Origin of the sequence: Marisediminicola sp. UYEF4 (assembly GCF_040546025.1) — a bacterium.
Taxonomy (GTDB): domain Bacteria; phylum Actinomycetota; class Actinomycetes; order Actinomycetales; family Microbacteriaceae; genus Marisediminicola.
The window spans coordinates 227,044-249,792 of the sequence record NZ_JBEPNA010000003.1; the positions used below are offsets into that span (position 1 = coordinate 227,044).

25 protein-coding genes are annotated in these 22,749 nt (G+C 68.4%); 21 read left to right on the top strand and 4 right to left on the bottom strand.

The window, feature by feature from the left end:
- Nucleotides 1–2 precede the first annotated feature (2 nt).
- From ABIB15_RS05500 to dapF, 4 genes are all read left to right on the top strand, one after another.
- Nucleotides 3–641: a regulatory protein RecX gene (locus ABIB15_RS05500; protein WP_354475927.1), complete on the top strand. Its 639-nt coding sequence runs from the start codon at nt 3–5 to the stop codon at nt 639–641.
- 81 nt (nt 642–722) lie between these two features.
- On the top strand, nt 723–2,285 hold the full coding sequence (gene miaB / locus ABIB15_RS05505) for a tRNA (N6-isopentenyl adenosine(37)-C2)-methylthiotransferase MiaB (protein ID WP_354475928.1): 1,563 nt from the start codon (nt 723–725) through the stop codon (nt 2,283–2,285).
- Nucleotides 2,286–2,305: 20 nt separating this feature from the next.
- The gene (miaA, locus tag ABIB15_RS05510) at nt 2,306–3,268 is read left to right on the top strand and encodes a tRNA (adenosine(37)-N6)-dimethylallyltransferase MiaA (protein WP_354475930.1); all 963 of its coding nucleotides are present in this window, start codon (nt 2,306–2,308) and stop codon (nt 3,266–3,268) included.
- 2 nt (nt 3,269–3,270) lie between these two features.
- The gene (gene dapF, locus ABIB15_RS05515; protein WP_354476001.1) at nt 3,271–4,143 is read left to right on the top strand and encodes a diaminopimelate epimerase; all 873 of its coding nucleotides are present in this window, start codon (nt 3,271–3,273) and stop codon (nt 4,141–4,143) included.
- 17 nt (nt 4,144–4,160) lie between these two features.
- On the opposite strand, the gene ABIB15_RS05520 is transcribed toward dapF, so the two are convergent.
- Nucleotides 4,161–4,769 carry a class I SAM-dependent methyltransferase gene (locus ABIB15_RS05520; RefSeq protein ID WP_354475931.1) on the bottom strand — a complete coding sequence of 203 codons (609 nt, stop codon included), beginning with the start codon at nt 4,767–4,769 and terminating at the stop codon, nt 4,161–4,163.
- A 42-nt stretch (nt 4,770–4,811) separates the two neighbouring features.
- On the opposite strand from ABIB15_RS05520, the gene hflX reads away from it, so the two are divergent.
- Nucleotides 4,812–6,347 carry a GTPase HflX gene (gene hflX / locus ABIB15_RS05525; protein WP_354475932.1) on the top strand — a complete coding sequence of 512 codons (1,536 nt, stop codon included), beginning with the start codon at nt 4,812–4,814 and terminating at the stop codon, nt 6,345–6,347.
- A 43-nt stretch (nt 6,348–6,390) separates the two neighbouring features.
- On the opposite strand, the gene lexA is transcribed toward hflX, so the two are convergent.
- Nucleotides 6,391–7,092 (bottom strand): transcriptional repressor LexA, encoded by a 702-nt coding sequence (gene lexA / locus ABIB15_RS05530; RefSeq protein ID WP_354475933.1) that lies wholly within the window; start codon nt 7,090–7,092, stop codon nt 6,391–6,393.
- 291 nt (nt 7,093–7,383) lie between these two features.
- Between lexA and ABIB15_RS05535 the strand changes: the two genes are divergently transcribed.
- The 6 genes from ABIB15_RS05535 to ABIB15_RS05560 are packed head-to-tail and all read left to right on the top strand — an operon-like array spanning nt 7,384 to nt 11,701.
- Nucleotides 7,384–7,740 carry a LysM peptidoglycan-binding domain-containing protein gene (locus ABIB15_RS05535; protein WP_354475934.1) on the top strand — a complete coding sequence of 119 codons (357 nt, stop codon included), beginning with the start codon at nt 7,384–7,386 and terminating at the stop codon, nt 7,738–7,740.
- A 19-nt stretch (nt 7,741–7,759) separates the two neighbouring features.
- The gene (locus ABIB15_RS05540; protein WP_354475936.1) at nt 7,760–8,851 is read left to right on the top strand and encodes a histidinol-phosphate transaminase; all 1,092 of its coding nucleotides are present in this window, start codon (nt 7,760–7,762) and stop codon (nt 8,849–8,851) included.
- Nucleotides 8,852–8,860: 9 nt separating this feature from the next.
- On the top strand, nt 8,861–9,466 hold the full coding sequence (gene hisB, locus ABIB15_RS05545; protein WP_354475938.1) for an imidazoleglycerol-phosphate dehydratase HisB: 606 nt from the start codon (nt 8,861–8,863) through the stop codon (nt 9,464–9,466).
- Nucleotides 9,467–9,468: 2 nt separating this feature from the next.
- Nucleotides 9,469–10,110: an imidazole glycerol phosphate synthase subunit HisH gene (hisH, locus tag ABIB15_RS05550; RefSeq protein WP_354475939.1), complete on the top strand. Its 642-nt coding sequence runs from the start codon at nt 9,469–9,471 to the stop codon at nt 10,108–10,110.
- A gap of 41 nt (nt 10,111–10,151) precedes the next feature.
- Nucleotides 10,152–10,901 (top strand): bifunctional 1-(5-phosphoribosyl)-5-((5-phosphoribosylamino)methylideneamino)imidazole-4-carboxamide isomerase/phosphoribosylanthranilate isomerase PriA, encoded by a 750-nt coding sequence (gene priA, locus ABIB15_RS05555; RefSeq protein WP_354475941.1) that lies wholly within the window; start codon nt 10,152–10,154, stop codon nt 10,899–10,901.
- Nucleotides 10,901–11,701 carry an SseB family protein gene (locus tag ABIB15_RS05560; protein ID WP_354475942.1) on the top strand — a complete coding sequence of 267 codons (801 nt, stop codon included), beginning with the start codon at nt 10,901–10,903 and terminating at the stop codon, nt 11,699–11,701. Before priA ends, ABIB15_RS05560 begins: the two co-directional genes overlap by 1 nt.
- Nucleotides 11,702–11,723: 22 nt before the next feature.
- Here the strand turns inward: ABIB15_RS05560 and ABIB15_RS05565 are convergent, their stop codons facing one another.
- Nucleotides 11,724–12,284, bottom strand: a complete 561-nt coding sequence (locus tag ABIB15_RS05565; protein WP_354475943.1) for a thermonuclease family protein — start codon at nt 12,282–12,284, stop codon at nt 11,724–11,726.
- Between the two features lie 36 nt (nt 12,285–12,320).
- Nucleotides 12,321–12,689, bottom strand: coding sequence for a DUF1844 domain-containing protein (locus ABIB15_RS05570; protein ID WP_354475944.1), 369 nt, complete (start codon nt 12,687–12,689; stop codon nt 12,321–12,323).
- A gap of 216 nt (nt 12,690–12,905) precedes the next feature.
- Between ABIB15_RS05570 and infC the strand changes: the two genes are divergently transcribed.
- The 10 genes from infC (at nt 12,906) to pheT (ending at nt 22,506) form a co-directional block, all read left to right on the top strand.
- The gene (gene infC / locus ABIB15_RS05575) at nt 12,906–14,024 is read left to right on the top strand and encodes a translation initiation factor IF-3 (protein WP_354475946.1); all 1,119 of its coding nucleotides are present in this window, start codon (nt 12,906–12,908) and stop codon (nt 14,022–14,024) included.
- 24 nt (nt 14,025–14,048) lie between these two features.
- Nucleotides 14,049–14,243 carry a 50S ribosomal protein L35 gene (gene rpmI, locus ABIB15_RS05580; protein ID WP_354475948.1) on the top strand — a complete coding sequence of 65 codons (195 nt, stop codon included), beginning with the start codon at nt 14,049–14,051 and terminating at the stop codon, nt 14,241–14,243.
- A gap of 30 nt (nt 14,244–14,273) precedes the next feature.
- Complete coding sequence (rplT, locus tag ABIB15_RS05585; protein ID WP_354475950.1) at nt 14,274–14,660, top strand: 50S ribosomal protein L20; 387 nt, start codon at nt 14,274–14,276, stop codon at nt 14,658–14,660.
- 22 nt (nt 14,661–14,682) lie between these two features.
- Complete coding sequence (locus tag ABIB15_RS05590) at nt 14,683–15,504, top strand: TrmH family RNA methyltransferase (protein ID WP_354475952.1); 822 nt, start codon at nt 14,683–14,685, stop codon at nt 15,502–15,504.
- Between the two features lie 98 nt (nt 15,505–15,602).
- The gene (locus tag ABIB15_RS05595) at nt 15,603–16,358 is read left to right on the top strand and encodes an amino acid ABC transporter ATP-binding protein (protein ID WP_502908911.1); all 756 of its coding nucleotides are present in this window, start codon (nt 15,603–15,605) and stop codon (nt 16,356–16,358) included.
- 35 nt (nt 16,359–16,393) lie between these two features.
- Nucleotides 16,394–17,272, top strand: a complete 879-nt coding sequence (locus ABIB15_RS05600) for a glutamate ABC transporter substrate-binding protein (RefSeq protein WP_354475954.1) — start codon at nt 16,394–16,396, stop codon at nt 17,270–17,272.
- Nucleotides 17,273–17,345: 73 nt separating this feature from the next.
- Nucleotides 17,346–17,993, top strand: a complete 648-nt coding sequence (locus tag ABIB15_RS05605) for an amino acid ABC transporter permease (protein WP_354475956.1) — start codon at nt 17,346–17,348, stop codon at nt 17,991–17,993.
- Entirely contained in the window at nt 17,990–18,940 is a 951-nt protein-coding gene (locus tag ABIB15_RS05610) for an amino acid ABC transporter permease (protein ID WP_354475958.1), read from the top strand. The genes ABIB15_RS05605 and ABIB15_RS05610 overlap by 4 nt, the downstream gene beginning before the upstream one ends.
- Before the next feature lie 21 nt (nt 18,941–18,961).
- The gene (pheS, locus tag ABIB15_RS05615; RefSeq protein WP_354475960.1) at nt 18,962–20,002 is read left to right on the top strand and encodes a phenylalanine--tRNA ligase subunit alpha; all 1,041 of its coding nucleotides are present in this window, start codon (nt 18,962–18,964) and stop codon (nt 20,000–20,002) included.
- Nucleotides 20,002–22,506, top strand: coding sequence for a phenylalanine--tRNA ligase subunit beta (gene pheT, locus ABIB15_RS05620; protein ID WP_354475962.1), 2,505 nt, complete (start codon nt 20,002–20,004; stop codon nt 22,504–22,506). Before pheS ends, pheT begins: the two co-directional genes overlap by 1 nt.
- Nucleotides 22,507–22,749: the final 243 nt, after the last annotated feature.

Below are 22,749 nucleotides of genomic sequence, written 5' to 3' on the forward strand. Positions count from 1 at the left end.
TCGTGACGCCGCCGAACGACGGCTGGTATGTCGAGCCCACCGGCGGTGGCGAGAGCCCCCCTCTCGCCACCGTGACACCGATCCGCAGGGTCGTGTTCGAAGAACTGCCGGAGGAACCGGAGGCGGTCGCCGAGACGGCGTCGGAGAAGGCCGCGGCCCGACGGGCGGACCGTGCGGCCAATGTGAGCATGACCGCGCTCACGCGTCGCGGAATGTCCCGCTGGGAGCTTGAGCAGATCCTGGTGGCGCGGGATCTCGACCCCGACGAGGTCGAGGCCGAGCTCGACCGGCTTGCCGGAGTCGGCCTCATCGACGACGCGGCGCTGGCCGAGACCATCGTGCGCACCCAGCACGAGCGCAAAGGCCTCGGGCGCAGTGCCCTCGTCGCTGAGATGCGCCGCAGGCACATCGATCCGGCGCAGATCGAGGAGTCGCTCGAGCAGCTCGGCGATGACAGCGAGCTCGAGCGCGCCAAGGAGCTTGCGCACAAGCGCGCCCCGCAGCTGCGGTCGCTCGACCAGACCACCGCGAAGCGCCGACTCACGGCGTTCCTCATGCGCAAGGGGTACCCGTCGAGCGTCATCCGCACCGCCGTCGACGAGGCGCTCGACGCGGGGGGCTCGGCCGTCCGCTTCCGCTGACGGCCGGCTCTGCCCGGGCCATGCTGGCGGTCGCTGCAGTCAGGCGGGGCGCAGCGCAACGCGGGTTAAGCTTTTACCATCATGACCATCACCGCGCCAGCATCCGCCCCCGCCGCGTCCGAGGCTGCCGCAGCGCGAACCTACGAGGTCCGCACCTTCGGCTGCCAGATGAACGTGCACGACTCCGAGCGGCTGAGTGGCTCGCTCGAGGCGGCCGGCTACCTTCCCGCAGCCGGCGCGCAGGCGGATGTCGTGGTCATCAACACCTGCGCCGTGCGGGAGAACGCCGACAACAAGCTCTACGGCAACCTCGGCATGCTCGCGTCGGTCAAGCGGGAGCACGAGGGAATGCAGATCGCCGTCGGCGGCTGCCTGGCCCAGAAGGACAAGAACGTCATCCTCGAGAAGGCCCCCTGGGTCGACGTGGTCTTCGGCACCCACAACATGGGGTCGCTGCCGGCGCTGCTCGAGCGGGCGCGGCACAACGGGGAGGCGCAGCTGGAGATCCTCGAGTCGCTCGACGTCTTCCCCTCCACCCTGCCGACCAAGCGCGAGTCCACGCACAGCGGCTGGGTGTCGATCTCGGTCGGCTGCAACAACACCTGCACCTTCTGCATCGTGCCGGCGCTGCGCGGCAAGGAGAAGGACCGCCGCCCCGGCGACATCCTCGCCGAGCTTGTGGCCATGGTCGAGGACGGCGCCATCGAGGTGACGCTGCTCGGCCAGAACGTCAACTCCTACGGCGTCGAGTTCGGCGACCGCCAGGCGTTCGGCAAGCTGCTGCGCGCCGCGGGAACCATCGAGGGTCTCGAACGGGTGCGCTTCACGAGCCCGCACCCCGCCGCCTTCACCGACGACGTCATCGACGCGATGGCCGAGACGGATGTGGTGATGCCGCAGCTTCACATGCCGCTGCAGTCCGGCTCCGACCGCATTCTCAAGGCCATGCGGCGCAGCTACCGCTCCGAGAAGTTCCTCGGCATTCTCGATCGGGTGCGCGCGAGGATCCCGCTCGCCGCGATCTCCACTGACATCATCGTCGGGTTCCCCGGCGAGACCGAGGAGGACTTCCAGGAGACCCTCCGCGTGGTGGAGCTCGCCCGATTCGCCTCGGCGTTCACCTTCCAGTACTCGATCCGTGAGGGAACGCCCGCGGCGACGATGGCCGACCAGATTCCCAAGGCCGTGGTGCAGGAGCGCTACGAGCGCCTGACCGCGCTGCAGGACCGTATCTCCTGGGAGGAGAACCAGAAGCTTGTCGGCCACACCGTCAACGTTCTGGTCGGGGCCGAGGGTAAGAAAGACGCGAGTACCCACCGGCTCTCCGGCCGCGCGGAGGACTCACGCCTCGTGCACTTCGAGGTGCCACCGCACAGCGACATTCCCCGCCCTGGCGATGTCGTCACCGTCGTGGTCAGCGACGCCAAGCCGTTCCATCTCATCGCCGACAGCTTCGACCACTCGCCGCTCGCGATCCGCCGCACCCGTGCCGGCGACGCGTGGGACCGCGCCGAGGCCGCTTCCTGTGGCGTGCCGACTCCCGCGGGCTCGGCACCCTCGGCACCGGGCCGCGTCTCGCTCGGACTGCCGACCCTGCGCATTTCGACGGCGCCGATCTACGACCCGTCCGATGGCGAACGCTGATCGACTATCGACCAGAGCCCGTGTTGATCGCCGTCGTCGGCGCTACCGGCACCGGCAAGTCAGGGCTCTCCCTCGACATCGCGGCGCGGCTCGCGGACGCCGGACGTGCGGCCGAGATCGTGAACGCGGATGCCTCGCAGCTGTACCGAGGCATGGACATCGGCACGGCGAAGTTGCCGGTTACCGACCGGCGCGGCATCCGGCACCACCTGCTCGACATGCTCGACGTCACCGACGAGGCGAGTGTCGCGGACTACCAGCGCGCGGCCCGCACGGCCATCGACGAGATCCGCCAGCGCGGCGCCGTGCCAATCCTTGTCGGCGGATCCGGCCTGTACGTGTCGTCGGTCATCTACGACTTCCAGTTTCCCGGCACCGATCCGGTCGTCCGCGCCCGGCTCGAGGCCGAGCTGCTCGAGGCCGGCCCCGGCACGCTTGCCCGCCGCCTCGCGGAGCTCGACCCGCAGGCCGCGGCGGCGATCGGCCCACACAACGGCCGGCGCATCGTGCGTGCCCTCGAGGTGATCGAGATGACGGGGGAGCCCTTCGGGTCTGGCTTGCCGGACGAGTCCGCCTACTGGACACCGACCACAGTGCTCGGACTGCAGGTTCCGCGCGCCGAGCTCGTCGAGCGGCTCGATGAGCGGGTGCGGATGATGTGGAGCGGCGGTCTCCTCGCCGAGGTCGAGGCACTGATGGGCCAGGGCCTCGAGCGCGGGGTCACCGCCAGCCGCGCGATCGGCTACTCGCAGGCCATCGCCCAACTGCACGGCACGATCGGGCAGGCCGAGGCGATCGAGCAGACCCAGGCGCTCACCCGCCGCTACGCACGCCGCCAGGTCGGCTGGTTCCGACGGTACCCGGGCACGACTTGGTTCGCCGGCGGCGCCGCGGAGGGCGTCGCTGCCGAGGGGGAGCAGGTCAGCGCCGCCGCGATCGACCGCGTTCTGGCCGCCGCCGATCTGGCTACCATTGACGAGTGAGTATCACCCTGCACTTCACCAAGGGCCACGGCACGGGCAACGACTTCGTGCTGTTCGCTGACCCCGACGGACAGATCGACCTGAGCCAGGCGCAACTGGCCGCCCTCGCCGACCGGCACTTCGGCGTCGGCGGCGACGGCGTCATCCGCGCCGTGCGCTCGAGGAGCCTGCCGGAGGGAGCCGCCGCCCTCGCGGAGGACGACGCCGCGGAATGGTTCATGGACTACCACAACGCCGACGGGTCACCGTCGGAGATGTGCGGCAACGGCATCCGCGTGTTCGCCCGCTACCTCGTCGACAACGGCCTGGCCGAGCTCGGCCCGGGCGAGACGATGGTCATCGGCACCCGCGGCGGCGTGCGCGACGTGCAGGGCAACCGCAGCGGGTACCAGGTCGACCTCGGTCGCTGGTCGCTCGACGGCAGTGAGCCCCTCGTGCGCGCCAAGAACCTCCAGGTCGCCCGCCCCGGCCTCGGCATCAACGTCGGAAACCCGCACGTGGTCGTCGCCCTCGCCAGCGAGGAGGAGCTCGACAGCGCCGACCTGTCGTTCATCCCGATCCTCGACCCGGAGGCGCCGGAGGGCGCGAACGTCGAGTTCGTTGTTCCGATGGACCCGCTCGTCACCGATGGAGTCGGCCACATCCGCATGCGGGTGCACGAGCGCGGCAGCGGCGAGACGCTCTCCTGCGGCACCGGGGCGGCAGCGGCGGCGCTGGCCACCCGTTACTGGGCGGGTGCCGGCGCACCGAACCAGTGGAGGGTCGAGGTTCCCGGAGGCACGCTCGGCGTGCGGATGTTCGCGACGGAGGACGGCGAGCATGTGGCGCTGAGCGGTCCAGCAGAGCTCGTCTTCGAGGGCGACCTCAGCCTGTAGCGCTGATCGGGCTGACGCTAGCGGCGCCGCACCCGCAGCACCCGATAGCCCTTGCTGGTGGACGAGCGGATGACCGAGCAATCCTCCGGCAGTGAGCCCTCGAGCCAGCGATGCAGCGAGTCGGAGCCGAGATTGCGCTGCACGACGAGCCAGGCGTCGGCAGCGCGCTCGAGCCGCGGCAGCCAGCGCTCGAGTAAGCCGTGAAGCTCGTTCTTGCCGACTCGGATCGGGGGATTCGACCAGATTGTCATGAAGGCGATGTCGGCGGGAACATCGTCGGGCAGGCAGGCGTTGACGTTGGTCAGGCCCAGTTTGGCGGCATTGCGACGCACCAGATCGAGAGCACGCTCGTTGACATCGATGGCCCACACGGTGGCGTTCGGCGACTCGAGCGCGAGGGTGAGTGCAATCGGCCCCCAGCCGCAGCCGAGATCGAGCAGGTTACCCCCGGGGGGCGGCTTCGGGATGCTCGCGAGCAGCACCTGGGTGCCGGCGTCGATGCGCTCGGGGCTGAAGATGCCACCGGCGGTGGTCAGCTCGACCTCGCGGCCAGCGAGAGTCACCGAGAACGGCCGAAGCTTGAGCTCACTCTCGGGCTTCGCTGAGAAGTAGTGCTCGCTTGTCATCTAACAGAACCTACCCAAAGAGGAGAGGCTAGGGTTAACCCAATGATTGAAACAGATTCCACCCAGCACGGCGAAGACGACGACGTCATCGACAGAGTGCTGTCGAACTCATCGGCGAAGCCAGCGGGCTACACCATCTTCACGCCACAGGGCGCACAGGCCCTCCAGCCGCGCACCTTCGACGAGAACCGCGAGAACACGCACGACGGCGACCAGTCCGAGCGTGAGGACCGCCAGGCGCTGCGGCGGGTAGCCGGGCTCTCCACCGAGCTCGAAGACGTCACCGAGGTCGAGTACCGCCAGCTGCGCATCGAACGCGTCGTGCTCATCGGCATCTACGGCCAGGGCAACGTCGTCGAGGCCGAGAACTCCATGCGCGAGCTGTTCGCGCTCGCCGAGACCGCCGGCGCCGTGGTCCTGGACGGGCTGCTCCAGCGCCGTCCGAACCCCGACCCCAGCACCTACTTCGGCAAGGGCAAGGCCGAGGAACTGCGCGGCGTCGTCGCGGCGACCGGCGCCGACACCGTGATAGTCGACGGCGAGCTCGCCCCGAGCCAGCGGCGCGCGCTCGAGGACATCGTCAAGGTCAAGGTCATCGACCGCACCGCGGTCATCCTCGACATCTTCAGCCAGCACGCCAAGAGCCGCGAGGGCAAGGCCCAGGTCGAACTCGCCCAGCTCGAGTACCTGCTCCCACGCTTGCGCGGGTGGGGTGAGTCGATGTCCCGCCAAGCCGGTGGCCAGGTAGGCGCCGGCAATGGCATGGGCTCGAGAGGCCCGGGTGAGACCAAGATCGAACTCGACCGCCGCCGCATCCACACCCGCATGTCCCGGCTGCGCAAGCAGATCGAGGGCTTCAAGCCGTCGCGTGAGGCGAAGCGGGCCAACCGCGTGCGCAACTCGGTGCCGTCCGTCGCGATTGCCGGTTACACCAACGCGGGCAAGTCGTCGCTGCTCAACCGAATCACCCGAGCGGGAGCGCTCGTCGAGAACGCCCTCTTCGCAACCCTCGACACCGCCGTGCGCAAGAACGAGACCCCCGACGGCCGCGCCTACACGCTCACCGACACCGTGGGGTTCGTGCGCAACCTTCCCCATCAGCTTGTCGAGGCATTCCGGTCCACCCTTGAGGAGGTCGCGGATGCCGATGTCATCGTCCACGTCGTCGACGGCTCCCACCCCGACCCCGCCAGCCAGCTCACGACGGTGCGCGACGTGATCGGCGAGGTCGACGCGCGCCACCTTCCCGAGATCGTGGTGTTCAACAAGTCCGACCTCATCGACGAGGACCAGCGTCTCGTGCTGCGGGGCCTCGAACCGAGCGCAATTTTCGCCTCGGCGCGCAGCGGCGAGGGCGTCGACGAGATCCTGACGCGTATTTCGGAGCTGCTGCCCGTTCCGCAGATTGAGCTCGACCTGCTCATCCCGTTCAGCCGCGGCGACGTCGTCACCCGGCTGCATGACCACGCGCGCGTGCTTGACACTCGCTACGACGAGAACGGCACCCGTATGCACGTGCTCGTCGACGAGGAGCTGCAGGCGGCCGTCGCCGAGTTCGTGCTGGCCCCGGCCATCTGAGCTCGGCGGAACCGCCCCGGACAGCTCGGCCAGTGGGTCGTAGCTAGACCGCGCGGAGCACCGCGACGACCTTGCCGAGCACCTCGGCGAAGTCGCCGAGGATCGGCGCGAACGCGGAGTTGCGCGGGAGCAGCCAGGTGTGCCCGTCGCGCTGCTGAAATACCTTCACGGTGGCCTCGTCGTCGAGCATCGCTGCGACGATGTCGCCATTCTCCGCGGTCTTCTGCTGGCGCACGACGATCCAGTCGCCGTCGCAGATCGCCGCGTCGATCATCGAGTCGCCCGCCACCTTCAGCATGAACAGGTCGCCCTTGCCGACGAGCTGGCGGGGGAGCGGGAAGATCTCGTCGATCTGCTGCTCCGCCGTGATCGGGATGCCGGCCGCGATCCTTCCGACGAGCGGCACCATCGCCGCGTCGCCGACAGGGGTCGGGCTGTCCGAGACGGTGCCCGACTCTGCGCGGGGGAGGTCGATGAGCACCTCGAGGGCCCGCGGCCGGTTGGGGTCGCGGCGCAGGTAGCCGCTCAGCTCGAGCTGGTTGAGCTGGTGGGTGACGCTCGAAAGGGAGGAGAGGCCGACGGCGTCGCCGATCTCCCGCATGCTCGGCGGGTAGCCCCGGGAGGCGACGGATCGCTGGATCGCGTCGAGGATGGCCAGCTGCTTCTCGCTGAGGCTCTTGCGACGGCGGGTTCCCGCGCGCTCAGTCGACTCGCTCGCTGGTCTGTCCTGCTGGTTCTCGTCCACGAATGCTCCTAATTGCGGGGTCGTATCGGCGCCGTCGGGGCCGAGCGAATCACCAATGTCAGTGGCCGCTGGTTGTGTGTGGTCCAGACAATCGAAACTGTATCCACGATTGAGGCTCCCGCCAAACTTATCTTCGACTGTGTCGCAGAAAATATGGCACGAATATTCGAAGATTAACTTGAAAGCAGGTGTAATCGAATGTATGTTCGGAACAGAGCTTCGTATCCGGTACTCCCGGCCGAGTGCCGGATACGAAAGCTCGATCACTTTCGTCGACAGAAGGGCAAGGCAATGACTTCACACACACTGACGGCACACACCCTGGCTTCACCGGGTCGTTCGCACCTGCGACTCACGCGCCGCGGGCGCCTCGTGCTGACCACCCTCTCGGCCCTGCCGCTCGTGGTCGCCGCCGGCGCCTTCGCGCTCAACGGTGGAGTGGCGGTCGCGTCGGACTCGGCGTCATCGACCACCTTCGAGTACGTGCAGGTGTCGAGCGGTCAGTCCCTCTGGCAACTGGCCGAGTCCATCGCCCCCGGCGCCGACCCGCGCGACGTCGTGTCCGACCTGCTGCACTTCAACCAGCTCGGCAGCGCCGATGTGCACCCGGGCCAGCAGCTCGCCCTGCCCGCCAAGTACTCCAACTGACCACCCTTAAACTGGGCGGGTGACTTCGCTCAGTGATCTCCCCATCCGTGACGACCTTCGGGGCCTGACCCCCTACGGTGCTCCCCAGGAGCGCGTGCGCATCGCGCTCAATGTCAACGAGAACACGCATCCGATCCCCGAGGCTGTCGCCCGGGATATCGTCATCGCACTGGCCGAGGCCGTGCTCACGGTCAACCGCTATCCCGATCGGGAGTTCACGGAGCTGCGTGAGAGCCTTGCCCGCTACCTTGGCCACGGGCTGACGGCCGGGAACGTGTGGGCGGCCAACGGATCGAACGAGGTCCTGCAGCAGATCCTTCAGGCGTTCGGCGGCCCGGGGCGTAGCCTGCTCGGCTTCCCGCCCACCTACTCGATGCACTCGATCATCGCAGCGGGCACCGGCACCCGGTGGATCGCCGCCACGCGGGACGAGGGGTTCGAGATTCTCCCCGAGACCGCTGTCCGCGCCATCCGGGACCACCGGCCCGACATCGTGTTCTTCTGCTCCCCGAACAACCCGACGGGAACCGCCGTCTCGCTCGAGACCATCGCCGCCGCCTACGACGCGACCGACGGCATCGTCGTGGTCGACGAGGCCTACGCGGAGTTCGCGCCGGCCGGTTCCCGCACCGCGCTGACCCTGCTCGCCGGCCGTGAGCGGCTCATCGTGTCCCGCACGATGAGCAAGGCGTTCGCGTTCGCCGGAGCCCGAGTCGGCTACCTCGCCGCCGACCCCGCGGTCGCCGACGCGCTACGACTCGTGCGACTGCCGTACCACCTCTCGGCCCTCACCCAGGCGGCCGCGATTGCCGCGCTCGCACACTCGAGCGAGATGCTCGCGATGGTCGACGACATCAAGGGGCAGCGCGACCGCCTGCTGGTCGAGCTTCCCGCTCTGGGCTACCACGCCTGGCCGAGCGCCGCGAACTTCGTGCTCTTCGGCGGAGTGGACGACCCGCACGCTGTCTTCGAGGCGCTCCTCGCCCAGAGCATCATCATCCGCGACATCGGGATCCCCGGACACCTGCGGGTGACCGCGGGCACCGAGGCCGAGACCACGGCGTTCCTCGACGCCCTCGCCGGGCTCGGGCGCCCGCACCCCGCTCGGTAGGATTGACGGATGACCAGCCAGCGCACCGCGCACATTCAGCGCGAGACGAGCGAGTCGAGCATCGACCTCACGCTCAATCTCGACGGGTCGGGAATCACCGACATCACAACATCCGTTCCGTTCTTCGACCACATGCTCACGGCGTTTGCGAAGCACTCACTCATCGACTTGACGGTCAAGGCCAAGGGCGACATCGAGATCGACGTGCACCACACCGTCGAAGACATCGGGATCGTGCTCGGAAAGGCGATCGGCCAGGCGCTCGGCGACAAGGCCGGGATCGCGCGCTTCGGCGACGCCCTCGTGCCGCTCGACGAGGCGCTGGTCCAGGCGGTCGTCGACGTCTCCGGGCGTCCGTTCCTCGTGCACACCGGCGAGCCGGCGGGCTTCGAGTTCCACCTGATCGGCGGCCACTTCACCGGGTCGATGGTGCGCCACGTGTTCGAAGCCATCACCTTCCACGCCGCCATCACCGTGCACATCACCGTGATGGGCGGACGCGACCCCCACCACATCGCCGAGGCCGAGTTCAAGGCCTTCGCTCGTGCCCTCCGCCAGGCGGTCGCGCTCGATCCCCGAGTGCAGGGGATCCCCTCCACCAAGGGGGCGCTGTAGCCGTGACCACTCCGAACGTTGTCGTCCTCGACTACGGTTCCGGCAACGTGCACTCCGCGGTGAAGGCGCTGGAGCGCGCCGGTGCGAAGGTCGAGCTGACCGCCGATCGGCGCAAGGTCGCCGAGGCCGATGGGCTGCTCGTGCCCGGCGTCGGTGCATTCTCCGCCGTCATGGATGCGCTCGGGACCGTCCACGGCGCCGAGCTCATCGACCGCAGGCTCGCCGGCGGACGCCCCGTGCTCGGCATCTGCGTCGGCATGCAGATCATGTTCGAGCGCGGCGTCGAGCGAGGAATCGAATCGGAGGGACTCGGAGAGTGGCCGGGCACCGTGACCGGGCTGCCGGCTGAGATCCTCCCGCACATGGGCTGGAACACCGTCGAGGCTCCTTCTGACTCCGTGCTGTTCGACGGCATCCGGGACGAACGCTTCTACTTCGTGCACTCCTATGCCGCCCAGGACTGGACGCTCGAGACGTCCCGCCCGTTCGAGCCGCCGCGCCTGACCTGGTCCGAGCACGGAGCGCGATTCCTCGCCGCCGTGGAGAACGGGCCGCTCACGGCCACCCAGTTTCACCCCGAGAAGTCCGGCGACGCGGGCATCCGCCTTCTCGCCAATTGGATCACGAGCCTCAACAAGAACTAGGCTCGTTGACTTCACCCCAACCCCAGTCTCAGAGAGATCACATGAGCGAGTTCAACAAGACCCCCGGCCTCATCCTTTTGCCCGCGGTCGATGTCGCGGGCGGCAAGGCCGTCCGACTCACGCAGGGGGCGGCAGGCAGCGAGACCAACTACGGCGACCCCGTCGACGCGGCGGCCGACTGGGCCAGCCAGGGCGCCGAGTGGATCCACCTCGTCGACCTCGACGCCGCATTCGGTCGCGGCAACAACCACAGCGTGATCAAGAAGGTCATTCGCCAGGTGCGCGGCAACGTCATGATCGAGCTGTCCGGGGGCATCCGCGACGACGAGAGCCTTGAGGCCGCCCTCGCGACGGGTGCCAAGCGCATCAACCTCGGCACCGCCGCACTCGAGAACCCGGAGTGGGCCGCCCACGTTATCGCCGAGTATGGCGAGGCCATCGCGGTCGGCCTCGATGTGCGCGGAACGACCCTCGCGGCGCGAGGCTGGACCGAGGAGGGCGGCGACCTCTGGCAGGTGCTCGACCGTCTCGAGCAGGCCGGGTGCGCCCGCTACGTCGTCACCGACGTCACGAAGGACGGCACGCTGCAGGGACCGAACCTCTCCCTGTTGCGGGAGGTCGCCGACCGCACCGACAAGCCCGTCATCGCCTCCGGTGGCATCGCCAGCCTCGACGACATCGCCGACCTGCGTTCGCTCGTGCGCTACGGCGTCGAGGGCGCGATCGTCGGCAAGGCGCTCTACGCGAAGGCGTTCACCCTCGCCGAGGCGCTGGACGTCGCCAGCGACTGATGCCGCTCGAGCAGCACGCCGGACACGAGGCAACCGACTCGGCCGGCACACCCTGGCAGGGCAGGAGCTTCGGTGACGCCGCCCCGTCCGACGATGACGGCTCCGCGCCGCCGGCATTGACCGAAATCCTGCGCGGGTTCCGTGAGGGCGAGGTCGACGCGGGCGCGGTCGTCGATGTCATTCGCGCGTCGAGGCTGCTGATCCCGCTCGTTGCGGAACTGGCCGAGGCCGGCGTCGGGCCAACGGGTCTGCGGATCGACAAGAGCGCCGACCTCTCGATCGTCACGGTGGCGGGGCCGGACGGGCGGGGCGTCATGCCCGTTTTCAGCTCGGTCGACAGCATGCGCCGCTGGAAGCCTCTGGCCAGGCCCGTGCCGGCGGATGCCGTGCGCGTCGGCCTCGCCGCCGCGAACGAGCAGACCGACCTCGTCGTTCTCGATCCGATGTCGGAGACCGAGTTCGTGATCCGGCGACCGGCGGTGTGGGCGATCGCGCAGCAGCTCCCGTGGGTGCCGAGCTACCTCGACAGAGACGTTGCGGCGGAATTCGCGAACTCGGTGAGACCGGAGCAGCAGGTGCTCGCGGTCTCTCTCGCCGCCGGTGACCCTGGTGCGCGACTGGCGGGACCCGAGCTCGTGGTGACGCTCGAGCTCGCGCCCGGCCTCGACCAGTCCGCGCTCTCGGCCGTCGTCGCGCGGCTTCAGCAACGCTGGTCCGCCTCGGAGGTCATCGCGGCACGAGTCGACAGCGTCGCGGTCCGGCTGCGCCCGGCGGATTCTCCCGAGGCGCCGGAGCGCTAGCCTGCCGGCTGGTGCGCGGGCGCTAGCCGGAGTTGCAGCGGACCGACGGGTCGAAGAGTCCGAGACCGGCGTTCCGGGCATCCATCTCCGCCCTCTCCACGTCGGCGAGGTACCGGTCGTTCGGCTCGAACATTACCGAGTAGCCCAGCCCGCGGGCGGCGAGTTCGACACTCGCGTTCTGGCCGTCTGAGGTGAACACGGCTGCGAGGGTGCGCCCGTACTGGTCGGCGCGCTCGATGTCGTACTCGAGGCTGACGGTCGAGCCGACAGGCAGCAGAGCCGTGAGAAATTCGGATGCCTCGGGCCCGAGGCACTCGATCGGCGTGTCCTGCTTCTTCGTCTCGGGGGTGTCGATGTTGAGCAGCCGCACGCGCGTCACCGCGCCGCCGAGCAGAACGTCCACGGTGTCGCCGTCGATCACCCTGTCGACGACGGCGTCGTCGGGCGCACTGGGTCGGAGCGCACGGCCGCCGGGCGCCGAGGCCCAGAGCCAACCGCCGGCCAGCACCGCGATCACGACGACGGCGATACCGAGTCGTTGACGTGCCCGGAGGCGCCGATGCCTGTTCTGCCACTCGTTCATACCGGGAAACTTAGGCCAGCGCGGAGGCGATCCGGCTCAGTTGACCGCCCCGGTGTACTTTTCGCCGGCACCCTTGCCCGGTGCGTCCGGAAACGGGGATGCCTCGCGGAAGGCGAGCTGCACCGAACGAAGCCCGTCGCGCAGAGCCCTCGCGTGCTGGTCGCCGAGGTCGGGCGCGGCAGCGGTGACGAGCCCGGCCAGCGCGTTGATGAGCTTGCGCGCCTCATCGAGGTCGAGCTGGGAGTCGGGGTCGTCGGCGAGGCCGCACTTCACGGCGGCGGCACTCAGCAGGTGCACGGCGACCGTGTTGATGACCTCGATCGCGGGCACGTCGGCGATGTCGCGGGCGGCGCTTTCGGCATCATCCGCTTCGGAAAACTCGTGAATGTGCGCGCTATCGCTCATGACTGGTTCCTCTGTTAGACTTCTGTCGGCTCCGGGGCTTCACCGCCTCGGAACGAAAGTGGAGATTCTCCCACCCGCGGTTACCGCTTCTTCAGGTTACCGGGTTGTTGGCACCCCGCCGACGAGCAGAAGGTTGCTCGAAGGTAGCCAGGGCGCCGGGCCAGTTTGCATCACAACCCACCGAGTTCGTTTCTGGGGAGAGTGCTGCGGCTGTGCGTGAAGCTCCTCCTTTCGTCTGATGCCGGCACCGCCGGCACCCAACAGGCACACGAAAGCGAACCCAAGGAGCAACGCATCAGCGATCCCCGTACCAATGACCGAATCCGCGTACCGGAGGTCCGACTCGTTGGCCCAGCCGGCGAGCAGGTCGGTGTCGTGCGCATTGAAGACGCTATTCGTCTCGCTCAGGAGGCCGACCTGGATTTGGTTGAGGTAGCTCCCAATTCCAAGCCTCCCGTTGCCAAGATTATGGATTTCGGCAAGTTCAAGTACGAAACCGCCCAGAAGGCGAAAGAAGCACGCCGCCACCAGGCGAACACGATCCTCAAAGAGGTGCGCTTCCGCCTCAAGATCGACACGCACGACTACGAGACCAAGCGCAAGCGCGCCGAGGGCTTCCTGAAGGCCGGCGACAAGGTCAAGGCCATGATCCTGTTCCGCGGTCGCGAGCAGTCGCGCCCCGAGCAGGGTGTGCGACTTCTGCAGCGCTTCGCCGAGGATGTCGCGGAGTTCGGCTCGGTCGAGTCGACGCCGATGATCGACGGTCGCAACATGGTCATGGTCATCGGGCCGGTCAAGAACAAGTCCGAGGCCAAGGCCGAGTCCGAGGCCAAGCGCGCGGCGTCGAAGCCGGCTCGCGCCGAGCGTCCCGCTGCCGCTCCCGGAACCACGAGCGCGCCCGCAGCATCGACCCTGATCGCCGACGCGGCTCCTGCCGTGAAGAAGGCCGCCGAGGCCCCGAGGTCTGCGCCCGCACCGAAGGCGACCCCGGTCGTCGAGGAAAAGCAAGCAGAGGCCAAGCCAGTCGAGGCCAAGGCCGCCGAAGCGGAAGCGCCCGAGGTCGCGGCGCCCGCTGCGAAGGCTGCTGACGTGAAGCCGGCGGAAGCTAAGCCCGCAGCGAAGGCCACCCCGGCGGCCGCAGCACCCAAAGCCCCGGCCGCTGCGGCACCTGCGGCTGCGGCTGCACCGGCGAAGCCCGCCGCGACGCCGAAGCCGAGCGGTGCGGTTCCCAGGCCGTCGCCGAAGGCCCCGGCCATTCCCAAGGCTCCGGCAATGCCGCAGCCCCCCAAAGCTGCACCAGCAGATGTAGCGCCGGGCACGCCCGGTGCCAAGTAGTACGACAGATACGAGGAGAGACACATGCCCAAGATGAAGACCCATTCGGGTACCAAGAAGCGCTTCAAGATCACCGGTAGCGGCAAGGTCATGAAGCAGCAGGCCGGTATGCGGCACAACCTGGAGGTCAAGTCCAGCGTCGTCACTCGTCGTCTGAACCAGGAAAAGGTGCTGGCCCCGGCCGACGCCAAGCTCGTCAAGCGCCTCCTCGGCAAGTAGCCCGACCCACCAACCTCAAGGAACCAAATCATGGCAAGAGTAAAAAGGGCTGTCAACGCCCACAAGAAGCGTCGGGTCATCCTCGAACGCGCCAAGGGTTACCGTGGCCAGCGTTCGCGCCTGTACCGCAAGGCAAAAGAACAGCTGATCCACTCGTTCGTCTATTCCTACCGCGACCGTCGCCAGCGCAAGGGTGACTTCCGTCGCCTGTGGATTCAGCGCATCAACGCGGCATCGCGTGCCAACGGCCTGACCTACAACCGCTTCATCCAGGGACTCAACCTGGCCGGAGTCCAGGTCGACCGTCGCATCCTCGCCGACCTGGCCGTCACCGACCCCGCGACCTTCGCGGCGATCGTTGCGACCGCGAAGGCAGCACTTCCGGCCGACACCAGCGCGCCGAGAGTTGCCGCGTAGGTTCGACTAATAAGCTGTCGACATGATCGATAACCCGCGTTCTCCACGAGTTCGCGCGGTGGCAAAGCTCGCCAAGAGAGACGCCCGGTCGCAGACCGGGCTCTTTCTTTTGGAGGGCCCACAAGCCGTCGCAGAAGCACTCACTTTCCGGCCGCAACTCGTGGTGGAGCTGTACGCGACGCCGACGGCAATCGAGCGGTATTCCGACATCGCCCAGGCCGCGTCCGTCGCGGGGATCGAGGTGGAGTTTGTCACCGAACTCGTGCTCGAGTCGATGGCTGACACTGTCACGCCGCAGGGCATCGTCGCGGTCTGCCACCAGTTCCCGACCTCGGTCAAGGACATCCTCAAGCCGGATGCCGAGGGCAACGGCCCCAAGCTGATCGCGATCCTCGAAGAGGTGAGGGACCCGGGCAACGCCGGCACGATCATCCGGGCCGCGGATGCCGCTGGGGCCGACGGCGTCATTTTCACCGGGCGCAGTGTCGACCTCTACAACCCGAAGGTCGTGCGCTCGTCGACGGGATCGATCTTCCATGTGCCTGTGGCGGTGGGAGCCGACTTCGACACCGTGCTCGAGCGGGCCCACGAGGCCGGGTTGTTCGTGATCGCCGCTGATGTCAAGGGCGACGACCTGCTCGCCGCCCGCCAGGATGGCGTGCTCGCGCGTCCGACGGCGTGGGTGTTCGGCAATGAGGCGCGAGGGCTCTCCGACGAGAACCTCGCGATGACCGATCTCGCCCTCACGGTGCCCATCTACGGGCACGCCGAGTCGATGAACCTCGCCACCGCCGCCTCCGTCTGCCTGTACGAAAGCGCCTTCTCACAACGTTCCGCCGGCTGACTACACCACGCATCTCGAGTCACTTCCGCAGATTGCGGGATTGTTACGACTGGCCCGTGGGGTTAGTGGGCGTTCTCACAGTGTGGTTGGGTAGTGGCATGGTGCAAGCACGCAGCGGTGAACCCCTGGTCGTCGTCGATCACGTCAACAAGCACTACGGTGCCCTTCACGTGCTGAAGGACATTTCCACGACGGTAACCCGCGGTGAGGTCGTCGTCGTCATCGGACCCAGCGGGTCGGGCAAGTCCACCCTCTGCCGGGCGATCAACCGGCTCGAGACCATCGACGACGGGCTCATCACCATCGACGGCACCGAGCTGCCGAAGGAGGGCGCCGGCCTCGCAAAGCTGCGCGCCGACGTCGGCATGGTATTCCAGTCGTTCAACCTCTTCGCGCACAAGACGGTGCTCGAGAACGTGACCCTCGGCCCCATCAAGGTTCGTGGACTTTCGAAAGCGGATGCCGAGAAGAAGGCCATGGCCCTGCTCGAACGCGTCGGTGTCGCCAACCAGGCGAAGAAGATGCCGGCCCAGCTCTCCGGCGGCCAGCAGCAGCGAGTGGCGATCGCCCGCGCCCTCGCGATGGAGCCGAAGCTCATGCTGCTCGACGAGCCCACCTCGGCGCTCGACCCCGAGATGATCAACGAGGTTCTCGACGTGATGGTCGGCCTCGCCAAAGACGGAATGACGATGATCGTGGTCACCCACGAGATGGGCTTCGCGCGCAAGGCCGCCGACCGCGTGCTGTTCATGGCGGAGGGTGCGATCGTCGAGGAGGCCACCCCAGAGGAGTTCTTCACGGCCCCGAAGACCGACCGGGCCAAGGACTTCCTCTCCAAAATACTTACGCACTAACCAGTGGGTAGGACACACAGCACAAGGAGCGAATTATGAGACTCAAAAAAGGTCTGATGGTCTCTGCCATGGCCGCCGTCGCGGTCCTCGGACTGAGCGCCTGCACCGATTCCGAGGCGCCCACCGCCGAGCCAGAGGTTCAGGAGGAGGTCGAGTTCGAGGCGGGCACGACCATGGCCGAGCTCAACGAGGCCGGCGAGATCACGATCGGCACCAAGTTCGACCAGCCCCTCTTCGGGCTCGTCGGCCCGGACAACGTTCCCGTTGGCTTCGACGTCGAGATCGGCAAGGTCATCGCCGCCGAGCTGGGCATCGCCGCCGAGGACATCAACTGGGTCGAGGCCATCTCCGCCAACCGCGAGCCGTTCATCCAGAATGGGGAGGTCGACCTCGTCGTCGCGACCTACACGATCAACGACACCCGCAAGGAAGTTGTCGCGTTCGCCGGTCCGTACTACATCGCCGGCCAGGACCTTCTCGTCGCAGCTGACAACCCCGACGGCATCGAGGGCCCGGAGTACTTCACGGAGAACCCCGACGCGGTCGTCTGCACCGTCAGCGGTTCGACCTCGGAGAAGAACATCCGCGAGTACACCGACAACGTCATCGCGGCCAACGGCTACTCCGACTGCCTCGAGCCCCTGCGCACGGGAGCTGCCGCCGCGGTCACGACCGACAACGTCATCCTCGCCGGTCTCGCCGACCAAAGCGACGGCGAGTTCGAGGTCGTGAACAACGCGTTCACCGAGGAGCCCTACGGCATCGGCGTCGCGCTGGAGGACACGGAGTTCCGTGACTTCATCAACGACACGCTCGAGGCAGCGTTCGAAGACGGCCGTTGGGTGGATGCCTGGGAGGCGACCGCAGGCGTCGTGCTCGACACGCCCGAGCCGCCGACCGTCGACCGCTACTAACACCAAGTGAGAGTCGGCCCGTCCGCACCGCGGACGGGCCGACTGCCACGATCACAGAAAACAGGGGCCGTTCATGGACGCGATCATCGAAGGGCTGCCGCTCTTCATCGACGGCTTCCTGCGCACGCTGAGCTTGCTCGGCGTCGCCGGGGTGGGCGCACTCATCATCGGCATCTTCATCGCGGCCATGCGGATCTCTCCCGTCGCGTCCCTGCGTCTGATCGCCACGGCCTACACCGAGCTCGTTCGCAATACGCCGCTGACTCTCGTGCTGTTCGGCTGCGCCTTCGTGCTGCCCTACCTTGGGGTGAGGCTCGACTACTTCACCCTCGCAGCCATCGGCCTCACCGTCTACACGTCGCCTTTCGTGGCCGAGGCGCTCCGATCGGGCGTCAACGGGGTCTCCGTCGGCCAGGCCGAGGCTGCCCGCAGCATCGGGCTCACCTTCGGGCAGACGCTCGGGTTCGTGGTGATGCCTCAGGCCATCCGTATGGTCATCCCGCCGCTCATCAACGTCTTCATCGCCCTCACGAAGAACACCTCCGTCGCCGGCGGGTTCTTCGTCCTCGAACTGTTCGCCCAATCTCGGCGGGTCATCAACGATCGGGGCGACGAGGTGCTCGCGATCCTGCTCGCGGTCGCGGCCTTCTATCTCATCATCACCGTGCCCCTCGGCCTCATCGCCGGGGCCATCGAAAAGCGAGTGGCGGTCCTCCGATGAGCCAGTCCGTTCTCTACGACGCCCCCGGCCCGCGCGCGATCCGCCGGTCGAGGATCATCTCGGTCGTGTCTGCCGTGCTCATCGCGCTCGGCATCGCCTGGCTGATCTTCACCCTTGCCGCGCCGCGCGAGACCGCCGGTGGCTCCACCCAGGTCGGACTCTTCGACCCGAGCCGCTGGGACATCCTGCTCGACGCCGCCTTCTGGCGCGCCATCGGGCGCGGGGTGCTGGGCACCCTGCAGATGGCCGGCGTCGCCGCCGTGCTCGCGATGGTCATCGGCATCCTCTTCTCCTTCGGCCGCACCGCGCGCACCGCCTGGATCCGCGTGCCCACCGCCGTGCTGCTCGAGTTCTTCCGCGGCATGCCCGTGCTGCTCATGATGCTCTTCGTGCTGCTCGTGTTCGCATCGGGGTCCTACATCGCCGGCGTCGCGGCCCTGGCCGTCTACAACGGAGCCCTGATCGGCGAGATCCTCCGCGCCGGAATCGCCTCTCTTCCGCGCGGCCAGGCCGAGGCGGGGCTCGCGATCGGGCTGACCCCGATCAAGACGCGGTTCCTCATCGAGTTTCCGCAGGCGTTTCGCCAGATGCTGCCGATCATCATCGCCCAGATGGTGGTGCTGCTCAAGGACACAGCGCTCGCCTACATCGTTGGGTACCCGGAGCTGCTGCGCATCGGCGTCAACAACCTCGCCAACTTCTACGGCAACCGCTACTTCTTCACACTGTTCTTCGTGGTGCTCGTGATCTACCTCGCCATCAACCTCACGCTCTCCTGGGTCGCGCGATTCGTCGCACGCCGCACGGGCAGCAAGGCGGTGCTCGACGCCAAGATCCCCGGCCGCGGTGTGCTCGGCGCGGTGGAGGCAGGCGCGGGCCCCGGCGGGGCCGGGAATCTCGGCGGCGATGCGGGGGGCGAGGGCGGCGGCGAAGGCAGCAAGCTCTAGCCCGCACTAAACTCGACTCTTGTGTCTGAGTCCCTTCCCCTGAACGAGCAGAACGTCGGCGCTGCCGTGGATGCTGCCCTTGCCGCCCTCGCCTCGGCGACGACCTCATCGAGCCTCAAGGCCGCTCGCGCCGAGCACCTCGGTGAGCATTCAGCGCTTGCGGCGTTCAACGCGTCGATCAAGTCGCTGCCGAACGACCAGAAATCCGGCGCCGGCAAGCTCGTCGGCCAGGCGAAGGCACGTCTGAGCCAGGCTTTCGAGGCGCGCGTCACCGAGGTCTCGGCCGCGGAGGAGGCAGGCCGCCTCGCCGCGGAGGCCATCGACGTCACGGCCGTCGCATCCCGGTGGACGGCCGGCGCCCGGCATCCGCTGGGCCTCCTCATGGAGCAGATCGGCGACATCTTCATCGGCATGGGCTGGGAGATCGCGGAGGGCCCGGAGCTCGAGAACGAGTGGTTCAACTTCGACTCGATGAACTTCGACGAGGACCACCCCGCCCGCGCCATGCAAGACACCTTCTTTGTCGAGCCGCAGGACAAGCACCTCGTGCTGCGCACCCACACGAGCCCGGTGCAGACCCGGTCGATGCTCGATCGCACCCCGCCGATCTACGTCGTCGCGCCCGGCCGCACCTTCCGCACCGACGAGCTCGACGCGACCCACACCCCGGTGTTCCACCAGGTCGAGGGCCTAGCCGTCGACAAGGGCCTCACCATGGCGCACCTGCGCGGCACCCTCGAGCACTTCGCCCGCATCATGTTCGGCGACGAGGCCAAGATCCGGCTGCGGCCGAACTACTTCCCCTTCACCGAGCCGAGCGCCGAGATGGACGTCTGGCAGCCGAACGCCAAGGGCGGCGCGCGCTGGGTGGAGTGGGGCGGCTGCGGCATGATCAACCGCAACGTGCTGCTCGCCTCCGGCATCGATCCCGACGTCTACCAGGGCTTCGCCTTCGGCATGGGCATCGAACGCACTCTCATGTTCCAGAACGGCCTCACCGACATGCGCGACATGGTCGAGGGCGACATCCGATTCAGCAAGCAGTTTGGAATGGTCCTCTGATGCGCGTCCCACTGAGCTGGCTCGCCGAGTTCGTCGACCTCGTGCCCGGGTCCACCACCGACGACATCCATGCCGCTCTCGTCAGGGTCGGCCTCGAGGAGGAGGGCGTGCACGGCTTCGAGCTGAGCGGCCCCATCGTCGTCGGCACCGTGGTCGAATTCGTCGACGAGCCGCAGACCAACGGCAAGACCATCCGCTGGTGCCAGGTCGACGTCGGCGAAAACGTGCCCCGAGGGATCGTCTGCGGCGCGCACAACTTCGCCGCCGGCGACAAGGTCGTCGTGTCGCTGCCCGGCGCGGTGCTGCCCGGCCCGTTCCCGATCGCCGCGCGCACCACCTATGGCCACGTCTCCGACGGCATGATCGCCTCGGCCAAGGAGCTCGGCCTCGGCGAGGAGCACGCCGGCATTCTGGTGCTGTCGACCCTCGGGCTCGACCCGGCGGTGGGGACGGATGCCGTCGCGCTGCTCGGCCTGGACGACTCGGCCGTCGAGGTCAACGTGACCCCCGACCGCGGCTATGCCTTCTCGATCCGCGGCATCGCCCGCGAGTACAGCCACGCCACCGGCGCGGCCTTCCGCGACCCCGCGGCCGGCGTGCCCGCCCACGAGCGTGCCGAGGGCGCGGCCGTCTTCCCCGTCACGATCGACGACCGCGCGCCCATCCGCGGGCGCATCGGCTCGACGGTGTTCGTCACCCGCGTCGTGCGTGGGGTCGACCCCACCCGGCCCACCCCCGCTTGGATGGTCGCGCGACTGACCCTCGCCGGCATCCGCTCGATCTCGCTCGTCGTCGACATCACCAACTACGTCATGCTCGAGCTCGGCCAGCCCACCCATGGCTACGACCTCGACAAGCTCACCGGTGGCATCACCGTACGCCGCGCGGAGCCGGGGGAGAGCATCGTCACCCTCGACGACCAGAAGCGGGGGCTCCACCCGGAGGACCTGCTCATCGCCGACGAGTCCGGCCCGATCGGGATCGCCGGCGTCATGGGCGGCGCGAGCACCGAGATCGGCACCGACACCGTCAACGTGCTCGTCGAGGCCGCGAACTTCGACCCCATCTCGATCGCGCGCTCCGCCCGCCGGCACAAGCTGCCGAGCGAGGCATCCCGCCGCTTCGAGCGCGGCGTCGACCCGGCGGTCGCCGCACCGGCCGCCGCCCGGGTCGTGCAGCTGCTCGAGCAACTCGCCGGCGGCACCCCCGACGCCCTCGGCTCGCACCACACGGACCACGCTGTCGCCACCGGCATCGAGCTGCCATCAGGGTACGTCTCCGGGCTCGTCGGCGTCGACTACAGCGACGAGGAGATCCTCTCCTCCCTCGCCGAGATCGGCGGGGCGATCGTGCCGTCCGACACCGGGCTAGTCGTCACCCCGCCGAGCTGGCGCCCCGACCTGACCGACAAAGCGACGCTCGCCGAGGAGGTCGCCCGCATCGTCGGGTACGACCGCATCCCCTCCGTGCTGCCGACCGCGCCCCCCGGCCGCGGCCTCACCCGCGCCCAGCGCCTCCGCCGCTCCGCCGCCCAGCAGCTTGCTGCCGGCGGTTCGACCGAGGTCATCGCGTACCCGTTCGTGTCGAAGTTCAGCAATGACACCTTCGGCGCGGCATCCGCCGGCCCGGTTGCCGCGGTCAAGCTCGCGAACCCGCTCGACGGCGAAGTGCCGTGGCTGCGCACCTCGCTCACCCCCGGGCTCATCGAGGTCGCGCGCCGCAACCTGTCCCGCGGGCTGACCGACCTCGCGCTCTTCGAGATCGGCACCGTGTTCCTGCCGGAGGCGGGCGTCGAGTATGGCAGCGGCCCGCTGCCGGTCGGCAACGCGCGGCCCTCCGTCGACGTGCTCACAGGCCTGAACGCGTCGATCCCGCCGCAGCCCCGGCACGCCGGCGGGCTGTTCCTCGGCAACGTCGTCGCCAAGCAGGCAGGGCAGGCCGCCATCCCGGCATCCGTCGCCGACGCCCTCACCGCCGTGCGCCAGCTCGCCGCCGCCCTCGCGGTCACGATCGACGTGCGCCAGGGCAGCCACCAGGCCATGCACCCCGGTCGCACCGCAGAGCTGCTCGTCGACGGGCACACCGTCGGCCACGCCGGCGAGCTGCTGCCGACCCTCGCCGCCGAACTCGACCTGCCCCGGGTTGTCGCCGTCTGGGAGGTCGACCTCGACGCCCTCATCCGGCTCGCACCGCTGTCGATCACACCCACCCCGATCGCAACCCCTCCGGCGGCGACGCAGGACCTGTCTCTCGTGGTGCCCGTCGGATTCCCGGCGAGCGAGGTGCTCGCGGCGATCGTGGAGGGCGCCGGCCCCCTGCTCGAGGATGCCCGGCTGTCAGACGACTACCGCGGTGCCGGGATTCCGGATGGCGCGAGGTCGCTGACCTTTGCGCTCAGGTTCCGGGCGAGCGATCGCACACTCACCGCGAAGGAGGCGACCGACGCGAAGCTCGCGGGAGCTGCCGTCGCCGCAGAGCGTTTCGGGGCGACGATCCGCGAGTAGCGGCACCGGGTGCCGGCCCGCAGCGCGCGTGTCGAAACCCGCGCTGTCGCTTACGACGGAACCCACGGTGCGCCGCCGGCGTGTCGGGCATCTGGAGGCGCGCATGGCGGCAACTTTCCGACTTTGACGACACCGGCCACCTTCATTTGGCACGGGAGGGCTGCACGAGAGGGCGGTTTCGACATGATCGCTGTGCGACCTGCCCGGCCGGCAGAGATCGCGGCGGGACGCGACCTGCTCAAC

Bases quoted from the DNA above. Each gene is read 5' to 3' on its own strand.
- miaB (WP_354475928.1), top strand. From the start codon at position 723: ATGACCATCACCGCGCCAGCATCCGCCCCCGCCGCGTCCGAGGCTGCC.
- ABIB15_RS05520 (WP_354475931.1), bottom strand. From the start codon at position 4,769: ATGACAAGCGAGCACTACTTCTCAGCGAAGCCCGAGAGTGAGCTCAAG.
- hflX (WP_354475932.1), top strand. From the start codon at position 4,812: ATGATTGAAACAGATTCCACCCAGCACGGCGAAGACGACGACGTCATC.
- ABIB15_RS05535 (WP_354475934.1), top strand. From the start codon at position 7,384: ATGACTTCACACACACTGACGGCACACACCCTGGCTTCACCGGGTCGT.
- hisB (WP_354475938.1), top strand. From the start codon at position 8,861: ATGACCAGCCAGCGCACCGCGCACATTCAGCGCGAGACGAGCGAGTCG.
- priA (WP_354475941.1), top strand. From the start codon at position 10,152: ATGAGCGAGTTCAACAAGACCCCCGGCCTCATCCTTTTGCCCGCGGTC.
- ABIB15_RS05560 (WP_354475942.1), top strand. From the start codon at position 10,901: ATGCCGCTCGAGCAGCACGCCGGACACGAGGCAACCGACTCGGCCGGC.
- ABIB15_RS05565 (WP_354475943.1), bottom strand. From the start codon at position 12,284: ATGAACGAGTGGCAGAACAGGCATCGGCGCCTCCGGGCACGTCAACGA.
- ABIB15_RS05570 (WP_354475944.1), bottom strand. From the start codon at position 12,689: ATGAGCGATAGCGCGCACATTCACGAGTTTTCCGAAGCGGATGATGCC.
- rpmI (WP_354475948.1), top strand. From the start codon at position 14,049: ATGCCCAAGATGAAGACCCATTCGGGTACCAAGAAGCGCTTCAAGATC.
- rplT (WP_354475950.1), top strand. From the start codon at position 14,274: ATGGCAAGAGTAAAAAGGGCTGTCAACGCCCACAAGAAGCGTCGGGTC.
- ABIB15_RS05590 (WP_354475952.1), top strand. From the start codon at position 14,683: ATGATCGATAACCCGCGTTCTCCACGAGTTCGCGCGGTGGCAAAGCTC.
- ABIB15_RS05595 (WP_502908911.1), top strand. From the start codon at position 15,603: ATGGTGCAAGCACGCAGCGGTGAACCCCTGGTCGTCGTCGATCACGTC.
- ABIB15_RS05600 (WP_354475954.1), top strand. From the start codon at position 16,394: ATGAGACTCAAAAAAGGTCTGATGGTCTCTGCCATGGCCGCCGTCGCG.
- ABIB15_RS05605 (WP_354475956.1), top strand. From the start codon at position 17,346: ATGGACGCGATCATCGAAGGGCTGCCGCTCTTCATCGACGGCTTCCTG.
- ABIB15_RS05610 (WP_354475958.1), top strand. From the start codon at position 17,990: ATGAGCCAGTCCGTTCTCTACGACGCCCCCGGCCCGCGCGCGATCCGC.
- pheT (WP_354475962.1), top strand. From the start codon at position 20,002: ATGCGCGTCCCACTGAGCTGGCTCGCCGAGTTCGTCGACCTCGTGCCC.